The sequence below is a fragment of the Burkholderia sp. AU16741 genome (assembly GCF_002223345.1).
GTDB classification, from domain to species: domain Bacteria; phylum Pseudomonadota; class Gammaproteobacteria; order Burkholderiales; family Burkholderiaceae; genus Burkholderia; species Burkholderia sola.
On sequence record NZ_NKEZ01000008.1, the window covers coordinates 1,223,028 to 1,239,568 of the forward strand.

At 68.0% G+C, this 16,541-nt stretch carries 18 protein-coding genes; 8 read left to right on the forward strand and 10 right to left on the reverse strand.

Annotation, left to right across the window (positions count from 1 at the left end):
- The first annotated feature begins 105 nt into the window (after positions 1–105).
- Genes CFB89_RS25920 through CFB89_RS25935 form a run of 4 tightly spaced genes read left to right on the forward strand, consistent with a single transcriptional unit; the run spans position 106 to position 4,260 of the window.
- The gene (locus CFB89_RS25920) at positions 106–1,758 is read left to right on the forward strand and encodes a (2,3-dihydroxybenzoyl)adenylate synthase (protein ID WP_089470340.1); all 1,653 of its coding nucleotides are present in this window, start codon (positions 106–108) and stop codon (positions 1,756–1,758) included.
- On the forward strand, positions 1,755–2,528 hold the full coding sequence (locus CFB89_RS25925; protein WP_089470341.1) for a thioesterase II family protein: 774 nt from the start codon (positions 1,755–1,757) through the stop codon (positions 2,526–2,528). Before CFB89_RS25920 ends, CFB89_RS25925 begins: the two co-directional genes overlap by 4 nt.
- On the forward strand, positions 2,525–2,830 hold the full coding sequence (locus tag CFB89_RS25930; protein ID WP_059640806.1) for an isochorismate lyase: 306 nt from the start codon (positions 2,525–2,527) through the stop codon (positions 2,828–2,830). The genes CFB89_RS25925 and CFB89_RS25930 overlap by 4 nt, the downstream gene beginning before the upstream one ends.
- Positions 2,827–4,260, forward strand: coding sequence for an isochorismate synthase (locus CFB89_RS25935; protein WP_089470342.1), 1,434 nt, complete (start codon positions 2,827–2,829; stop codon positions 4,258–4,260). Before CFB89_RS25930 ends, CFB89_RS25935 begins: the two co-directional genes overlap by 4 nt.
- A 13-nt stretch (positions 4,261–4,273) precedes the next feature.
- Here the strand turns inward: CFB89_RS25935 and CFB89_RS25940 are convergent, their stop codons facing one another.
- Positions 4,274–5,158 carry a LysR family transcriptional regulator gene (locus CFB89_RS25940; protein WP_179233532.1) on the reverse strand — a complete coding sequence of 295 codons (885 nt, stop codon included), beginning with the start codon at positions 5,156–5,158 and terminating at the stop codon, positions 4,274–4,276.
- 76 nt (positions 5,159–5,234) lie between these two features.
- Here CFB89_RS25940 and CFB89_RS25945 point away from each other — a divergent pair, with 76 nt between their 5' ends.
- Complete coding sequence (locus tag CFB89_RS25945; protein WP_089470344.1) at positions 5,235–6,536, forward strand: aspartate aminotransferase family protein; 1,302 nt, start codon at positions 5,235–5,237, stop codon at positions 6,534–6,536.
- A gap of 73 nt (positions 6,537–6,609) precedes the next feature.
- Here CFB89_RS25945 and CFB89_RS25950 read toward each other — a convergent pair whose 3' ends face one another.
- Entirely contained in the window at positions 6,610–7,359 is a 750-nt protein-coding gene (locus CFB89_RS25950; RefSeq protein ID WP_089470345.1) for an SDR family oxidoreductase, read from the reverse strand.
- A 41-nt stretch (positions 7,360–7,400) separates the two neighbouring features.
- On the opposite strand from CFB89_RS25950, the gene CFB89_RS25955 reads away from it, so the two are divergent.
- From CFB89_RS25955 to CFB89_RS25965, 3 genes are all read left to right on the forward strand, one after another.
- Complete coding sequence (locus CFB89_RS25955) at positions 7,401–8,378, forward strand: AraC family transcriptional regulator (protein WP_089470346.1); 978 nt, start codon at positions 7,401–7,403, stop codon at positions 8,376–8,378.
- 73 nt (positions 8,379–8,451) lie between these two features.
- On the forward strand, positions 8,452–9,309 hold the full coding sequence (locus tag CFB89_RS25960; protein ID WP_089470347.1) for an AraC family transcriptional regulator: 858 nt from the start codon (positions 8,452–8,454) through the stop codon (positions 9,307–9,309).
- 44 nt (positions 9,310–9,353) lie between these two features.
- Positions 9,354–9,761 (forward strand): DUF2000 domain-containing protein, encoded by a 408-nt coding sequence (locus CFB89_RS25965; protein WP_089470348.1) that lies wholly within the window; start codon positions 9,354–9,356, stop codon positions 9,759–9,761.
- A gap of 30 nt (positions 9,762–9,791) precedes the next feature.
- Here CFB89_RS25965 and CFB89_RS25970 read toward each other — a convergent pair whose 3' ends face one another.
- The 8 genes from CFB89_RS25970 to CFB89_RS26005 form a co-directional block, all read right to left on the reverse strand.
- Entirely contained in the window at positions 9,792–10,142 is a 351-nt protein-coding gene (locus CFB89_RS25970) for a VOC family protein (RefSeq protein WP_089470349.1), read from the reverse strand.
- Positions 10,139–10,288 carry a hypothetical protein gene (locus CFB89_RS35085; protein WP_179233533.1) on the reverse strand — a complete coding sequence of 50 codons (150 nt, stop codon included), beginning with the start codon at positions 10,286–10,288 and terminating at the stop codon, positions 10,139–10,141. The genes CFB89_RS25970 and CFB89_RS35085 overlap by 4 nt, the downstream gene beginning before the upstream one ends.
- A 78-nt stretch (positions 10,289–10,366) precedes the next feature.
- On the reverse strand, positions 10,367–11,011 hold the full coding sequence (locus tag CFB89_RS25980) for a hypothetical protein (RefSeq protein WP_089470351.1): 645 nt from the start codon (positions 11,009–11,011) through the stop codon (positions 10,367–10,369).
- Between the two features lie 329 nt (positions 11,012–11,340).
- Positions 11,341–12,042, reverse strand: a complete 702-nt coding sequence (locus tag CFB89_RS25985; protein ID WP_006484776.1) for an ABC transporter ATP-binding protein — start codon at positions 12,040–12,042, stop codon at positions 11,341–11,343.
- A complete protein-coding gene (livG, locus tag CFB89_RS25990) occupies positions 12,042–12,815 on the reverse strand; it encodes a high-affinity branched-chain amino acid ABC transporter ATP-binding protein LivG (RefSeq protein ID WP_089470352.1) in 774 nt (257 codons plus the stop codon). Before livG ends, CFB89_RS25985 begins: the two co-directional genes overlap by 1 nt.
- The gene (locus CFB89_RS25995) at positions 12,812–14,083 is read right to left on the reverse strand and encodes a high-affinity branched-chain amino acid ABC transporter permease LivM (protein WP_089470353.1); all 1,272 of its coding nucleotides are present in this window, start codon (positions 14,081–14,083) and stop codon (positions 12,812–12,814) included. The genes livG and CFB89_RS25995 overlap by 4 nt, the downstream gene beginning before the upstream one ends.
- Before the next feature lie 11 nt (positions 14,084–14,094).
- Complete coding sequence (gene livH, locus CFB89_RS26000) at positions 14,095–15,021, reverse strand: high-affinity branched-chain amino acid ABC transporter permease LivH (protein ID WP_089470354.1); 927 nt, start codon at positions 15,019–15,021, stop codon at positions 14,095–14,097.
- Between the two features lie 182 nt (positions 15,022–15,203).
- Positions 15,204–16,322, reverse strand: coding sequence for a branched-chain amino acid ABC transporter substrate-binding protein (locus tag CFB89_RS26005; protein ID WP_089470355.1), 1,119 nt, complete (start codon positions 16,320–16,322; stop codon positions 15,204–15,206).
- Positions 16,323–16,541: the final 219 nt, after the last annotated feature.

Below are 16,541 nucleotides of genomic sequence, written 5' to 3' on the forward strand. Positions count from 1 at the left end.
ATTGCCGCGATATCAAAAGAAACGGCGCTATCGCAGCACCTGTTCCAAATGATAATACCTCTCATTTACATTTTCTGACAACTTGCCGGAGCTCAAGGTCAGCGCATGCAATCCTCCCCTTCCTCCCTGGCGGCGGCCGTGCCGGCCGACGCGCCCGACTGGCCCGACGAGTTCGTGCGCCGCTACCGCGACGCCGGCTACTGGCAGGACACGACGTTCTTCGACGCGCTCGACGCGTGCGCGCAGCGCCATCCCGACACGCTCGCCGTCGTTGACGGCACGCTCCGGCTGCGCTATCGCGATCTGCTGGCGCGCATTCGCCGCCTCGCGGGCGGCCTCGCGCGGCTGGGCCTCGCGCGCGGCGACGCGGCCGTCGTCCAGTTGCCGAACGGCGCACGCTTCATCGAGACGTGCTTCGCGCTGTTCCAGCTCGGCGTGCGGCCCGTGCTTGCGCTGCCGGCCCATCGTCAATACGAGATCGGCGCGTTCTGCCGCTTCGCCGGTGCGCGTGCGTACCTCGGCGCGTCGCAGCTCGGCGATTTCGACTGCCGGCCGCTCGCGGCCGCCTTGCAGGCCGACTGCCCGACGCTCGGGCACGTCGTGATGGCCGGCGACGATCACGCGTTCACGTCGTTCGACGCGCTGTACGATGCGCCGCCCGTACTCGAATGCGCGGCAAGCGCCGACGACATCGCGTGCTTCCAGTTGTCGGGCGGCACGACCGGCACGCCGAAGCTGATTCCGCGCCGCCATCGCGAATACCTGTACAACGTGCGCGCGTGCAGCGCCGCGAGCGGTGTCGACGCCGACACCGTCTATCTCGCCGCGCTGCCGATGGCGCACAACTTCACGCTGTGCTGCCCCGGCACGATCGGCACGTTGCTTGCTGGCGGCCGGATCGTGACGACCTCCCGGCCCGAGCCCGATCAAAGCTTCGCGCTGATCGCGCAGGAACGCGTCACGCATACCGCGCTCGTGCCGCCGCTCGCGCTGCTGTGGCTCGACGAGCAGCCGCAACGGCAGGCCGACCTGTCGAGCCTGCGCGTGCTGCAGGTCGGCGGCGCACGGCTGATGGACCACGCGGCCGCACGCGTGACGCCCGTGCTCGGCTGCCGATTGCAGCAAGTGTTCGGCATGGCCGAAGGGCTCATCTGCTGCACGCGGCTCGACGACGCGCCCGAGCGCATCGCGCACACGCAGGGCCGCCCCGTGTCGGACGGCGACGAAGTGCGCATCGTCGACGAAGCCGGCGCACCGGTCGCGCCCGGCGAGATCGGCGAACTGCAGGTACGCGGCCCGTACACGATCCGCGGCTACTACCGGCTCGCGGAGCACGACGCGACGGCGTTCACGGCCGACGGCTTCTATCGCAGCGGTGACCGCGTGCGGCGCACCGCGGACGGCGACCTCGTCGTCGAAGGCCGCGACAAGGATCAGATCAACCGCGGCGGCGAGAAGGTCTCGGCCGAGGAAGTGGAGAACCTGTTGCTCGCGCATCCGCAGGTGCACGACGCGGCGGTCGTCGCGATGCCCGACCCGATGCTCGGTGAGCGAACCTGCGCGTTCGTCGTCGCACGCGCGCCTGCCCCGTCCAGACTGATGCTGAAACGCTACCTGCGCGACCGCGGGCTCGCCGCCTTCAAGATCCCGGACCGCATCGAGTTCATGCCGCGCTTTCCGGAAACCGGCATCGGCAAGACCAGCAAGAAATCGCTGCGCGACCTGTTGCGCCGCCAGTTGCAGGCGGCCACCGCATGAGCGCGCACCCGTCCGATTCGAACTGGATTCGCGAGCTGCGTCTGTCGCCGTGCCCGCGCGCGCAGCTCGTCTGCTTCCCGCACGCGGGCGGCACCGCGAACTTCTTTCGCGGCTGGAGCCGTGCGCTGCCGTGGGACGTCGATCTGCTCGCGCTGCAGTATCCAGGCCGCGAGGAACGCTTCGGCGAGCCGTGCCTGCAGTCGATCGATGCGCTCGCCGGCCCCGCTGCCGACGCGGTGCAACGCTACGCACACGCGCCGCTCGTGCTGTTCGGGCACAGCCTCGGCGCGGCGCTCGCGTACGAGGTCGCGGTGCGGCTTGAGGCGCGCGGCGCCGCGCCGCTTTACGTGGCCGTTTCCGCGCTGCCGCCGCCGCATCGCCAGCGCCCGTCGGATCTGCACCTGCAATCCGACGACGCGCTCGTCGGCGACGTCGCCCGGCTGTCCGGCGAACACGCCGCGCTGCTCGCCGATCCGGAAATGCGCGCGATCTACCTGCCGATGATCCGCCACGACTACCGCGCGATCGAAACGTATCGGCGCGAGCGTCCGCCGCACATCGATGCGCCGCTCGGCGTGATGCTGCCGCTCGCCGATACCGAGCTCGACAGCAACGAGGCGCATGCATGGCAGGACGTCGCGACGCGACCGATCCGCGTCGCGACGTTCGACGGCGACCACTTCTACCTGCGCCACCAATACCCGGCGGTGATCGCCCACCTGGTCGAACGGATCGACCAGTCCCTTCGTTACGGAAAGGAGTACACATGAAAACACCGGACGCCTGCACGGGGCTTCCCGACATTCGCGAAGCGATCGATCGTCTGGATGCCGACATCATCGACGCGCTCGGCCGGCGCATGCAGTACGTGAAAGCCGCGTCGCGCTTCAAGCCGGACGAAGCGAGCATCGCCGCGCCGGAGCGGGTGGCCGCGATGCTGCCCGACCGGCGCCGCTGGGCCGAACAGGCCGGCCTCGATGCCGACTACGTCGAGACGCTGTTCGCCCAGCTCATCGCGTGGTACATCGCGCAGCAAACCCGATACTGGCGACAACAGCGGGGGCTCGCATGAACGTCGGCCTTCCGCTGCTGCACGACACGTTCGCGCGGGCGGCCCGCCGCGCCGCCGCCACCGGCACACCGACGCTTGCATCGGTCTCGGTGCCGCTGCGCGCGCTCGACTTCTTCGACCTGATCGCCGCGTGGGACGACGGCGTCACGCCGTGGTGCTTCCACGAAGCCGGCGATGCGTCCGTCACGCTGTTCGGCTGGGACTGCGCGCTCGAACTGAGCGCCGCCGGCGACACGCGCTTCGCGCAGATCGACGCACGCTGGCGCACGCTCGTGCGCGACGCGGTCACCGCCGGCCCGCAACCGCCGCGGCTCATCGGCGGCTTCCGATTCGATTCGCGGGGCCCGCGCAGCGCGCACTGGGCGCCGTTTCCCGATGCGAGCATGACGCTCGCGAAGCTGCTGATCGTGCGCGAAGGCGATGCGCACTGGGCCGTCTGCCAACAGGTCGTCGCCGCTCACGACGATCCGGCCGCGCTCGCGCATGCGTGTCTTGCACGGATCGAATCGCTCGGCGCGCTTGCGCCGGCCGCGGAAGACGATACGCCGCAACTGCTGCACACGCAGGCGCTGCAGGCCAGCGAATGGCAGCACGAAGTCCGTCGTGCGGTGGACGCGATCCACGACCGCGCATTCGGCAAGGTCGTGCTCGCGCGCGACGTGCTCGAGCAGTACGCGCGGCCCGTCGCGATCGCGCCGCTGCTGCGCCGGCTGCGGCGGCGCGACGCGCATGCGCACCTGTTCGCGGTCCGCCGCGACGGCGCGTGCTTCGTCGGCGCCACGCCGGAGCGGCTCGCGCGTGTCGCGGCCGGCGACGTGCGCACGCATGCGCTGGCCGGCACGATCCGGCGCGGCGCCACGCCCGACGACGATCGCGCCCTCGGCGACGCGCTGATGGCTTCCGCGAAGGAGCGGCTCGAACATGCGCTCGTCGTCGACGCGATCCGCGCCGCGCTCGCGCCGCTGTCGCGCGCGCTCGACGTGCCCGATCGACCGTCGCTGCACCGGCTGCCGAAGCTTCAGCACCTGAGCACGCCGATCCGCGCGACGCTGAACGCGGATGCGACGCTGTTGCAGGTAGTCGCCGCGCTGCACCCGACGCCCGCGGTGGCCGGCCATCCGCGCGCACCGGCGCTCGACCATATCCGTGCGCATGAAGGCTTCGATCGCGGCTGGTATGCGGCGCCGATCGGCTGGATCGACGCGCACGGCAACGGCGATTTCATCGTCGCGCTGCGCTCCGCGCTGGTTGCGGGCGGCGCGTGCCGGCTGTTCGCGGGCTGCGGCATCGTCGCCGATTCCGAGCCGGTCAACGAATATCAGGAAACCGAACTGAAACTGTCGGGCATGCGGGCGGCGATCCGCGTGCGCGACGCGGCGGCGGAAATGCGTGGCCGCACGCACACGTCGGTCTCGTCGACGGTCGACTGATTCGCGTCGCCCGTCAAAGCAACGGCAGCGTTTGCCGGATATGGTCGGCGAATGCGGCCGTCAGGTGCGAAGGCCGCTTCCGGTCGAACCGCAGCGTAATGCCCACGGCCGGCAACGCCGGCAAGTGCGGATCGCCGTTGACGATCGCGACGTCGGCCGGCACGGCCGTCTGCGTCATCACCGCGAACGCCTGCCCCGAACGCACGAGCGCGATCAGCCCGGCGAGGCTGCTGCTCGCATATGCGACGCGATAGTCGCGGCCGGCGCGGTTCAACGCGTCGCACGCCGCCAGGTGATCGAGCGAATCGCGGTCGGACAACGCCAGCGGCAGCGGATCGAAATGCGCGGGCTCGAGCCCCGGATAGCCGATCCACACCAGTTGCTCGCGCCGAATGATGTCGCCGGTCGCGCCGTCGTCCGGCACGGAAATCAACGCCAGATCGACCGCGCGCTTCTCCAGGTGTTCGATCAACCGCGGCGTCGGCCCGCACACGACTTCGACGATCGCCTGCGGATGCTGACTCGAAAACTGCCGCAGCAGCGACGGCAGCCACACTTGCGCGTAATCGTCCGGGCACCCGAACCGGATCGTCCCCGACAGCCCCGTGCCGCACAGGTCGGCCATCGCCTCGTCGTGCAGCCGCAGGATGCGCTGCGCATGCACGAGCAGCCGCTCGCCCGGATGCGTGAGCACCACGCCACGGCCGGTGCGCTGGAACAGCGGCTGGTCGACGGCCTCTTCCAGCCGCTTCATCTGCTGACTGAGCGCGGATTGCGTGCGGCCGACGCGCGCGGCCGCGCGGCTCAACGCGCGCACCTCGGCGATCACGACGAACGAGCGCAGCAGGTCGATTTCGAGCGAAAGCGCCAAGGTATTAGCCCCTTTTCTAGCTTGCATTAGAACTATTCGTTTCCATCAAACCAGACGCGCGCCTAGACTGCAAGCGATCCCTGTCCTTTGCCGGAGAAGCCCGATGTCCCTGAACGACGACGCAACCTTCTGGCGCAACGCCAGGCAGCACCTTGTCCGCTACGGCGGCACGTTCGAGCCGATGATCGTCGAGCGCGCGAAAGGCAGCTTCGTCTACGACGCCGACGGCCGCGCGATCCTCGATTTCACGTCGGGCCAGATGAGCGCGGTGCTCGGCCACAGCCATCCGGAGATCGTGTCCGTGATCGGAGAATACGCGGGCAAGCTCGATCACCTGTTCAGCGGGATGCTGTCACGGCCGGTCGTCGATCTCGCGACGCGCCTCGCCGACGTCACGCCCGCCGGGCTCGACCGCGCGCTGCTGCTCAGCACCGGCGCGGAATCGAACGAGGCGGCGATCCGGATGGCGAAGCTCGTCACCGGCAAGTACGAGATCGTCGGCTTCGCGCAGTCGTGGCACGGGATGACGGGCGCCGCCGCGTCGGCCACGTACAGCGCGGGCCGCAAGGGCGTCGGCCCCGCGTCGGTCGGCTCGTTCGCGATTCCGGCGCCGTTCGCGTACCGGCCGCGCTTCGAGCGCAACGGCGCGTACGACCCGCTCGCCGAACTCGACTACGCGTTCGACCTGATCGACCGCCAGTCGAGCGGCAACCTCGCCGCGTTCATCGCGGAGCCGATCCTCAGTTCGGGCGGGATCATCGAGCTGCCGGCAGGCTATATGGCCGCGCTCAAGCGCAAGTGCGAGGCCCGCGGGATGCTGTTGATCCTCGACGAAGCGCAGACGGGCGTTGGCCGCACCGGCACGATGTTCGCGTGCCAGCGCGACGGCGTGACGCCCGACATCCTGACGCTGTCGAAGACGCTCGGCGCCGGGCTGCCGCTCGCGGCGATGGTCACGTCCGCGGCGATCGAGGAACGCGCGCACGAACTCGGCTACCTGTTCTACACGACGCACGTATCCGACCCGCTGCCGGCCGCGGTCGGCCTGCGCGTGCTCGACGTCGTGCAGCGCGACGGCCTCGTCGCGCGCGCGAACACGATGGGCGAGCGGCTGCGGCGCGGGCTGCTCGACCTGATGGAGCGCTTCGACTGCATCGGCGACGTGCGCGGGCGCGGGCTGCTGCTCGGCGTCGAGATCGTCAAGGATCGCCGCACCAAGGAGCCGGCGGACGGCCTCGGCGCGAAAATCACGCGCGAATGCATGAATCTCGGGCTCAGCATGAACATCGTGCAGTTGCCCGGCATGGGCGGCGTGTTCCGGATCGCGCCGCCGCTGACCGTCGGCGAAGACGAGATCGACCTCGGCCTGTCGCTGCTCGAGCAGGCGATCAAGCGCGCGCTGTAACGTAACGCCGTTCTCGCCCTCACGCGATCCACCGCGCCGGCTCAACCGGCCGGCGTGGCGGATTGACGCTCGATCAACCCGCTTCCGCCGCCCAGGCCTGCGCATCGGCGCCGGCCGGCATCCGCATCGGGCTCGACGGATCGGTCGCCGCGCGCCACACGGCTTCGGCGACGTCCTGCGCATGCGTGATCGGCCCCGACGCATCGAGCATCCGCGCCACGGCCTTGCCGACGAAGTCCGCATACGCTTCGTGCTCGAAGCCGTGCATGTTGCCCCGTGCGTTGTCCGAGAAACGCGTGTCGGGCGCGCGACCCGGCAGCACGAGATGCGCGCGCACGCCGAACGGCTCGAGTTCGACCGCCATCGATTCGGTAAACGCATTCACCGCCGCCTTGCTCGCGCGATACGCGCTGACGAGCGGCAATGCCTTGAGCGTGACGCTCGACGTGACGTTCACGACCACGCCGGCGCCCCGCGCGCGAAACTGCGGCAGCACGGCCTGCGTCACCGCGATCGTGCCGATCGTGTTGGTGTCGAACAGCGCGCGCACCGTATCGAGCGGCGTGAGTTCGGCCGGTGCGGCCGCGCCGAAGCCCGCGTTGTTGACGAGCACGTCGATCGGGCCGGCGGCGTCGATCGCGGCGCGAATGCTGTCCGCGTTCGTCACGTCGAGCGGCAGCACGCGCAGGCGCTCCGACGGCGGCAGCACGTCGTCGGTCGGCTTGCGCATCGTCGCGACGACCTGCCAGTCGCGCGCCAGGAAATAGCGCGCGATTTCGAGGCCGAAGCCGGAGGAACAGCCGGTAATCAGTACGGTCTTCATGCGAACTCCTCGGATGTGTTGAGCATGTGTTCGTACGATAGATGGCGGCAACCGTATTCGCTACAATCGACAATCCGCTTTTCTTTTGCGAGAGTCCGGCGATGATCGATCCGCTGACCGAAGTCGTGACGCTGCTGCAACCGGGCGCGCGTTACTCGAAGTACGTGCGCGGCGCGAGCCCGTGGGCGATCAACCGCACGGTCGCCGGCGAGCCGTTCTATTGCGCGGTCCTTGACGGCGGCTGCCGGATCGCGATCGACGGGCACGCGCCGATCGAGCTGCTGGCCGGCGATTTCATGCTGATTCCGGCGGTCTACGGCGTGGCGATGTCGAGCCTCGAACCGCCGCCGCCGGGCGTCGACACCGCGCCGCCCGTCATGCTCGCCCCCGGCGAATACCGGATCGGCGATCCCGCGAACCCGGTCGACACGCGGCTGATGGCCGGCAACTGCAGCTTCGGTTCCCCCGATGCATCGCTGCTGGTGTCGCTGCTGCCGCGCTTCGTGCACGTACGCGGCGAGCCGCGGCTGACCACGCTCGTGCAATTGGTGCGCGACGAATCGCGCGCGCAGCGGCCCGCTCGCGAGATCGTGCTGGCGCGCCTGCTGGAAGTGCTGCTGATCGAGGCGATGCGGTTCACGACCGGCACGCACGCGTCGCCCGGCCTCGTGCGCGGGCTCGCCGACAGCCGCCTCGCGGCCGCGCTGCGGCGGATGCACGAACGCCCCGCGCACCCGTGGACGATCGTCGAACTCGCGAAGGAAGCCGCGCTGTCGCGCTCGACGTTCTTCGAGCGCTTCAGCCGCGCGGTCGGCGTCGCGCCGATGGAATACCTGCTCACGTGGCGCATGGCGCTCGCGAAGGATCTGCTCCGCCGCAACGAAGCGCGCATCGCGGAAATCGCGGCGCGCGTCGGTTACAGCTCGGCGAGCACCTTCAGCGTCGCGTTCACGCGGCACGTCGGCCGGCCGCCCGCGCAATACGCGCGTGACGAACAGGCGGCGGTGAGCGAAGCATGAACCGCACGCGCCCTCCCCGTTCGGCCACCTGCGTACACGTTCGGTCACGCAACGACGACGCTCGAGGCGCCCGATGACGACGGATGCCAACACCGTCGGCACGACCGACCACTGGCTCGTCGCGCGCCGCGATGCGGACACCGGCATCGAAAGCCTGCACGCGCATTTCAACGGCCATGCATACGATGCGCACGATCACGACGACATGCTCGTCGGCTTCACCGAACAGGGCGTGCAGCGCTTCCAGTGCCACCGCTCGCTGCATACGAGCGTGCCGGGCCGCGCGATCCTGATCGAGCCGGGCGCGATGCACGACGGCCACGCGCCCGAAGCCGGCGGCTTCACGTACGGGATGCTGTACCTGCCGCAGGCGTGGGTCGAGCGCGCCGCGCGCCGGCTCGGCCTGCCGGGCCTCGGCGGCGTCGAAGCCACGTTCGGCCATACGCTCGTCGACGATCGCGGGCTCGTCGACGCGATCCGGAACGCGTTCTTCGCGATCCACGACAACGAAGGCCGCCTCGCGCGCGACCAGACGCTCGACCGCCTGCTGATGCGGCTCGGCAGCCAGCTGGGCCGCCCGCTCGCGCTGGAAAGCGGCGTCGTGCCGCCCGCGATCGCACGCGTGCGCGACCTGCTGCACGAACATATGGACGGCAACATCGGCCTCGACGAACTCGCGAGCGTGGCCGGCATCGACCGCTTCCGGCTCACACGGATGTTCCAGCGCGCGTTCGGCACGTCGCCGCACGCGTACCTCGTGCGCTTGCGGCTGCGCGCCGCGCGAAAGCTGCTGGCCGCCGGCCGCACGCCCGCGCAGGCGGCCGCCGACGTCGGCTTCGCGGACCAGAGCCACCTCGGCCGCTGGTTCCGCCGCGCTTACCGGCTCACGCCGGCCGCGTACCGGCAACTCTGCACAAACGTTCCAGACTGATCGCGCGCGGCATCGGATCATCGGCGCTCCAACCAGGAGCAAGCATGTTCGATACCAAAGTAGCGCTGATCGTGCGCGACGATCTCGCCGCATGGCAGAAACTCAACGTGGTCGCGTTTCTCGCGACGGGCGTCGCGGCCGGTGCGCCCGACGCACTCGGCGAGCCTTACGAGGATGCGGCAGGCCGCCGCTACGGCCGGATGCTCGGCCAGCCGATGATGGTGTTCGCCGCCGACTTGAACGGATTGCAGGCCGCGCACCGGCAGGCGCTGTCGCGCGAGCTGACGATCGTGCCCTACGTGCGCGCGATGTTCTCGACCGGGCACGATGCGGCCAACCGCGCGGCGTTCCGCGCCGAGGATGCGGACCATCCCGATCTGGTCGGCCTGGCGTTGCACGGGCCCAAGAAGGCCGTCGACAAGGCGGTGAAGGGGCTGGCGCTGCATGCGTGAACGCCGGCGTGCACGGCTTGCCGTCGCGGCTCAGCGATGCGCGAGCACGTTGACGAGCTTGCCGAACGGGTCGCGCACGTAGAAGCGCCGCACGCCCCACGGTTCGTCGGCCGGGCCGTATTCAACGGGCACGCCGGCCGCATGAACGCGCGCGAGCGCTTCGTCGAGATCGTCGACCTCGATCGACAGGTCGGGCGTCGGCGTGCCCGACCCGCCGTGCGACGCGAAGCTGATCTGCACGTCCATCCGCTCGGCATTGCCGTAGGTCGCGATCCAGCCGTGGTCCATCAGCAGGTCGAGGCCGAAGACGTGCTGATAGAAGCGCTTTGCTTCGTCGATGGATCGTGTGTCGATGTTGGCGACGATTCGTTTGACTTTCATCGGTGGCCTCCGCGAAGCGAGGATAGCGCCGAATTGACTACGATCGAAGCCGGCGCGATCACGAGCGGCGCGCGGCCGGGCATCGGTTCGTCGGGCAACGGCAAACGCGGCTTGGTCATCGGCACGCGGTCGAGCGTGACGATCACGTGCGAATGCATGAACCGCGGCCTCGGCATGAACATCGCGCAGCGTGACGTGACAGGCGATTCGTTCTACCGATGCCGCTACGCCGTCGTCCTGTGTGACAAGCTCGGGGGATTCACCCGAGGCAGGCCGCCGGTCCGGACCCACCGCGCGGCCATGACGGCAAGCGGGCCGCCGTTCAGGTACACGCCGGCCAACCAGTATGGAACGCCGAAGACCTGTTTGAGCGCCGGTGCATAGTCGAAGAAGCCCCACCTCGAGACAAGTCCTTCCGCAAAGGGACCACATACGGCGAGCAGCAAGGACACGACGACGGTTTGCGCCCGGTATTCGGACGTCAAGGCGATACGCACGACCCACAATGCGACAAGCGCCCACGTCAGTTCGGTCGGACGGGAAACGCCCCAGACCCCGGAGGAAAAGTATGCCGCGTGAACCATCGCGAACGGCACCACCAGCTTAGAGAACGACGCTGGCGTCGCATGCCGCGTGAAGAGCGACGTGACGGCCAGTATCAGCGCGACACCGGCGATGAAGACCGGCCAGACGAGTACGGATTGGCCATCGACGAATGGCCCGACGTTGTAGGTGACCAAACCATGGCGCACGTGATAGAAATAGTCGCCGAAACTGAACAGTCCCAGTCCGGCGAGCAGTACGCAAATCACAGCCCTGTAACCCGCGGATCCGAATTCCACGCCCGCCTGCGTTGTCGAGTCGTTCATACGTGTCTCCTCCGTTTTCCCGACTGCGCATATATGCCACGGACAGCGCGCAATCGTTACATTGACCACTGTCATTGTGGACGAGGCTCGCCTGTAGTCAAGGATGGAGGCCGGGATTGGAGGCGGGTACCTAATATGTCCGCTGCGCCGAATACCGCGCGCGCTTCAGCGGCGGTGCGGCCAATCGCGACGTATTTCGTGGCACGGATCACGTCCAGCCTCGATCGGTGCGGATCGGCTGCACGCTTCCCGCAAATCCGGGTTCAAAGCGTCACCAGACGAGATCAACACAGCCGCCGGCCCATTGCAGGCCGGCGGCTTCCCGTGGATCAACCGCCGAGATACGCCTGCTTGATGCGATCGTTCGCGAGCAGGTTCGCGCCCGTGTCGGCCAGCACCACGCGCCCCGTTTCGAGCACGTAGCCGCGATCGGCCACACCGAGCGCCTTGTTCGCGTTCTGCTCGACGAGGAACACCGTGACGCCTTCGTCGCGGATCGTCCGGATGATGTCGAAGATCTGCGCGATCACGAGCGGCGCGAGGCCGAGCGTCGGTTCGTCGAGCAGCAGCAAACGCGGCTTGCTCATCAGCGCACGGCCGATCGCGAGCATCTGCTGCTCGCCGCCCGACATCGTGCCGGCCCGCTGCGCCGCGCGCTCCTTCAAACGCGGAAACAGCTTGAACACGTGCTCGATGCCGTCGTCGATTTCATGACGGCTCGCGAAGAAGCCGCCCATCTTCAGGTTCTCGAGCACCGTCAGGCTCGGGAACACGCGCCGCCCTTCCGGCGAAATCGCCATCCCCTGCCGCATGATCTGGTGCGTCGACATCGCGGTGATGTCGTTGCCCTCGAACAGCACGCGGCCCGACGACGCGCGCGGCGTGCCGCATACCGTCATCATCAGCGTCGTCTTGCCGGCGCCGTTGCTGCCGATCAGCGTGACGATCTCGCCCTTGTTCACCTCGATCGACACGCCCGCGAGCGCCTCGACCGCGCCGTAGTGCGTATGGACCTGTTCCAGCTTCAGCATCACTCTTCCCCCAGATACGCGTTGATCACGCGCGGGTCGTTGCGGACCGCTTCCGGCGTGCCGATCACGATCGGCCGCCCGTGCTCCATCACGAGGATGCGGTCGGACACGCCCATCACGAGACTCATGTCGTGTTCGATCAGCAGCACCGATACGCCGAACTCGCGACGCAGTTTGTCGATCAGGTGTTGCAGCTCGATCTTTTCCTGCGGGTTGAGGCCGGCCGCCGGCTCGTCGAGCATCAGGAGGCGCGGCTCGGTGATCATGCAGCGCGCGATCTCCAGACGCCGCTGGTGCCCGTACGACAGCGTGCCGGCCGGCCGGTTGGCGACCGACGTCAGCCCCATCCGGTCGAGCCACACCGCCGCGCGTTCGAGCGCTTCCTTCTCCGCGTGACGATACGCGGGCGTCGCGAACAGGCCGTGCAGCAGCCCGGCCTTCACCTTGCGATGCTGCGCGACCAGCAGGTTCTCGACGACCGTCAGCGACTTGAACAAGCGGATGTTCTGGAACGTGCGCACCAGACCCTTCAACGCGATCTGATGGCTCGGCAGCCCCGCGATCGCATGACCGTCGAGCACGACGTCGCCGCCGGTCGGCTTGTAGAAGCCGCCGACGCAGTTGAACACCGTGGTCTTGCCCGCGCCGTTCGGCCCGATGATCGCGAACACCTCGTCGCGACGCACGTCGAAATCGATGCCGTCCACCGCGAGCAACCCGCCGAAGCGCATCTGCAGCCCGGCGACCTTCAACAGTTCTGCATTCGCGCTCATTGCGGCAGCTCCACGTGAGGACGGCTCGCGGGCAGCAGGCCCTGCGGACGCCACATCATCATCAACACCATCACCAGACCGAAGATCAGCATCCGGTACTCGGCGAACCCGCGCGCGACTTCCGGCAGCACGGTCAGCAGGATCGCCGCGAGAATCACGCCGAGCTGCGAGCCCATCCCGCCGAGCACGACGATCGCGAGGATCAGCGCCGATTCGATGAAGGTGAACGATTCGGGATTCACGAGGCCCTGACGCGCGGCGAAGAACGCGCCGCCGATGCCCGCGAACGCCGCGCCGAGCGTGAACGCCGACAGCTTGATGCGCGTCGGGTTCAGGCCGAGCGAACGGCACGCGATTTCGTCGTCGCGCAGCGCTTCCCACGCGCGGCCCATCGGCATGCGGATCAGGCGGCTCGTCACGAACATCGTGAAGCCGACCAGCACCAGCGCGATCAGGTACAGGAAGATCACCATGTGCTCGCCGCTGTATTCCAGCCCGATCAGTTCGTGGAAGGTCTTCGCGCCTTCCACGCTCGCCGAGCGCGCCATCTCGAAGCCGAACACCGTCGGCTTCGGAATGCTCGAGATGCCGTCCGGGCCACCGGTGAGGCTCGTCAGGTTGTTCGCGAGCAGGCGGATGATTTCGCCGAAGCCGAGCGTGACGATCGCCAGATAGTCGCCGCGCAAGCGCAGCACCGGGAAGCCGAGCAGGAAGCCGAACGTCGCCGCGGCGATCGCCGCGATCGGCAGGCATTCCCAGAACGACAGCCCGAAATACTGGTTCAGCATCGCGTACGTATAGCCGCCGACCGCGTAGAACCCGACATAGCCGAGATCCAGCAGCCCCGCGAAACCGACCACGATGTTCAGCCCGAGGCCGAGGATCACGTAGATCAGCGCGAGCGTCGCGACGTCCACCGCGCCGCGCGAGCCGAAGAACGGCCATACGAGGCCCACGGCGAGCAGCACCCAGATGATCACGCGCTGCTGCTGCGTGCCCATCGCGGGCATCGCCGGCAGCTTCACCGCCGATTTCGCGCGCACGAGCCACGGCTTGAACAACTGGAACAGGAACACGGCCGCGACCGCGATCCATACCGGGCGCCAGTGCGGCGTCAGCACCACCTGATAGCCGTCGAGCTTCAGTTGCAGCCCGAGCACCGGAATCGTGAGGATCGCCGTCAGGAACGCGGCGGCCACGGCATTTTTCAGCGCCCGGCCGACCGACGCGTCGGCGGCCGGGTGGCGAACGGAAATGACTTGACTCATCTGCGTCTCCCTCAAACCTTTTCGATGTCCGACTTGCCGAGCAGGCCGGTCGGGCGGAAGAGCAGGATCAGCACGAGCAGGCCGAACGCGACCACGTCCTTGTACTCGGCCGGCATGTAACCTGCGGCGAAGGTTTCGGCGAGGCCCAGCAGCACGCCGCCGAGCATCGCGCCCGGAATGCTGCCGATCCCGCCGAGCACCGCGGCGGTGAACGCCTTGATGCCCGCGACGAAGCCGATATACGGATTCAGCTTGCCGATCGTCAGCCCGATCAGCACGCCGCCGACGGCCGCCAGCATCGCGCCGAGCACGAACGTGAACGAGATCACGCGGTTCGTGTCGATGCCGAGCAGGTTCGCCATCTTCATGTCCTCGGCGCACGCGCGGCACGCGCGGCCCATCCGCGAATGCGAGATGAACAGCGTGAGCGCGATCATCAGCACGAGCGTCACGCCGACGATCAACAGACGCGCATACGGAATCGTCACGTCGAAGTTGCCGCCGAGCGGGATGTCGAATGCGCCGGAGATCAGGATCGGCACGGACACGTCGCGCGCGCCCTGGCCGATCTGTACGTAGTTCTGCAGGAAGATCGACATGCCGATCGCGGAGATCAGCGGCACGAGGCGCGGGCCGCCGCGCAGCGGGCGATACGCGACGCGCTCGACCGCGAAGCCGTACAGGCCGGTGACGATCACCGACACGATCAGCGCGGCGCCGAGCACGAGCGGCAGCGGATAGCCGGCGGAGATGCCGATCGCCGTGAGGGTCACGAGGCCCACGTACGCGCCGATCATGTAGATCTCGCCGTGGGCGAAGTTGATCATGCCGATGATGCCGTAGACCATCGAGTAGCCGATGGCGATCAACGCATAGATCGCACCCAGCGTCAGGCCGTTGACCAGTTGCTGGGCGAATTGGGGAAAGAAGTCAGTCATGTGCGGGAAGCTCCCGTTGGCGCTGCGTCGCATGCCGTCGCCGGATCACGGCGGTCGGCCGCGCGCAACGCACGGTGTCGTCTCGGGCCGCTCTTTGGCGCGCACGGGTCAGAGGCGCGACCAATACGCATCCGCCCCGTCCGGGTCTCGGACAGGGCGGGCGCGTGAGCGGGTACTCCGTATTACTTGGCGGCGGTCTTCGTCGCGTCCTTGTGCCACGTGTAGACGACGAACTTGAACGCCTTCAGGTCGCCCTGCGCGTCATACGCGACCTTGCCGATCGGCGTGTCGAACGTCGTCTTGTGCATGTACGCGGCGACCTTCGTCGGGTCGGTCGTCTTCGCGCCCGCGATCGAGTCGGCGATGATCTTCACCGCTGCGTACGCCGGCATCTGGAACGGGCCGTTCGGGTCGCGCTTCTTGTCCGCGAACGCCTTCACGAGCGCCGCGTTGGCCGGATCGGCCGAGAAGTCGGCCGGCAGCGTGACGAGCATGCCTTCCGAAGCCGGGCCGGCGATCGCCGTCACGTCCTTGTTGCCCACGCCTTCAGGGCCCATGAACGTCGCCTTCACGCCCTGCTCGCGCGCCTGGCGCATCAGCAGGCCCATTTCCGGGTGGTAGCCGCCGAAGTAGACGAAATCGACGCCTTGCGACTTCAGCTTCGTGATGATCGCCGAGTAGTCCGAATCGCCGGCGTTGATGCCTTCGAACAGCACGACCGGGATCTTCGCGGCTTCGAGGTCCTTCTTCACCGACGACGCGATGCCCTGGCCGTACGACTGCTTGTCGTGCAGGACCGCGACCTTCTTCGGCTTCACGGTGTTGATGATGTAGTGCGCGGCGGCCGGGCCTTGCTGGTCGTCGCGGCCGATCGTGCGGAAGATGAAGTGACGCTTCTTGCCTTCCGTCAGCTGCGGCGCGGTGGCCGACGGCGTGACCATCACGATGCCCTCGTTCTCGTAGATGTCGGACGCCGGAATCGTCGAACCCGAGCACACGTGGCCGATCACGTACTTGATCTTCTGGCTGACGATCTTGTTGGCGACGGCGACGGCCTGCTTCGGTTCGCACGCGTCGTCCATCAGCACGACTTCGAACTTGTTGCCGCCCGCACCGCCTGCCGCGTTGATCTGTTCGATCGCGGTCAGCGCGCCGGCCTTCACCATGTCGCCGTATTGGGCGACCGAGCCGCTCATCGGACCGGCGATGGCGATCTTCACGGTTTCCGCTTGCGCGGCAGCGGCGCCGGCGGCGAACAGCACGGCGGCGACGGAAATGGACGTAAGACGGGACAGCGTCATCTGGGAGCTCCTCGATGTTGTTTAGTCATACGGGCAAAGGCGGCATGACTTGCGCAATCGAACAGCACCCGGGGCGAGGACATGGGACACGCCCGAGACACATAAAAGACGGAACTCCAGCGGAATGTTGCGTAGCGGGGCCCGGCTCTTGCAGTCCCCGAAGGGGACGTCTGGTTCGGAAAGACATCGTGATGCGTCTTGCATTGCGCAAGCGTTTCG